This is a genomic window from Bartonella queenslandensis AUST/NH15 (assembly GCF_000312585.1).
Lineage (GTDB): Bacteria > Pseudomonadota > Alphaproteobacteria > Rhizobiales > Rhizobiaceae > Bartonella > Bartonella queenslandensis_A.
The window spans coordinates 1-909 of the sequence record NZ_HE998244.1; the positions used below are offsets into that span (position 1 = coordinate 1).

The following is a 909-nucleotide window of genomic DNA, read 5'->3' on the forward strand; positions in this document are numbered from 1 at the left end:
TCAAAAGCTTTTCGTTTTAATATTGGTACATTTTTTCTAATCTCACAAGCCCCGGTATGGTTCTAAATGCAAAAAAAAAAACCTCAAGACGCAAAAAGCAAATCTTTTTAGCTGTACCCGAAACATGTTACCAAACATTGCCTCTCTTTTCTATACCAGATATAACATTGTGTTTTTACCGTATTAAGCCAACCTATCAATGTAATATAGAACCAAAAAGAAAAGTAATTCTCTATGCACCTTCTTTTTTTGCTTTATGGGCTTTATCTTACGCAGTAAAAAAACCTTCCCTTTTTTCATCGATTTTTTGTTACGGAAAACAATGGACTTCATCTCTTGCCTTGATGTGGCTTAAATTACGTTTACAAAACGATCGTCGCCTTATGGGATCTGACGTTCCAAGCCCAATGATCATGAAAGCTTTGCACCAACATGTCACAAAAAATGACTACAGTGCCCTTCCCATTTGTATGTGGTTACACTTCGTAAAAAACTATAAAATGAATTGCAAAAACTTATCCATTCCCCTCTTTTGGCTTGATAATTGTAACAATAAGATCAATATTCAACAAGTCATTTCAAAACTTCAAGACGAAATATAGCTTTTTAAAAATACGATAAAAGCTCACCTCCTATAGGAATATATTTATGGAAAAAAAAGCCTTACTCGTCATTGATGTTCAAAATGACTTCTTACCCGGTGGAGCACTTGCAGTACCACAAGGTGATGCTATTTTACCTGCCATTAATAATCTTATCAATCATTTTGACCACGTTATCTTAACCCAAGACTGGCACCCCAAAAACCACTGCAGCTTTGCTTCCAGCTATCCTGAAAAAAAGCCCTATGATACCATCAATCTTGACTATGGTCCTCAAATACTTTGGCCTGATCATTGCATACAAGGA

2 protein-coding genes are annotated in these 909 nt (G+C 35.5%); both read left to right on the forward strand.

The window, feature by feature from the left end:
• The first annotated feature begins 56 nt into the window (after window positions 1-56).
• A complete protein-coding gene (locus BN338_RS10045) occupies window positions 57-602 on the forward strand; it encodes a hypothetical protein (protein WP_039762024.1) in 546 nt (181 codons plus the stop codon).
• Window positions 603-648: 46 nt separating this feature from the next.
• The coding region (locus BN338_RS10050; RefSeq protein ID WP_039762026.1) for an isochorismatase family protein at window positions 649-909 on the forward strand (261 nt) is incomplete at its 3' end.

Excerpts from the sequence above, each read along its gene's own strand:
- BN338_RS10045 (WP_039762024.1), top strand. The coding sequence starts at position 57 with ATGGTTCTAAATGCAAAAAAAAAAACCTCAAGACGCAAAAAGCAAATC.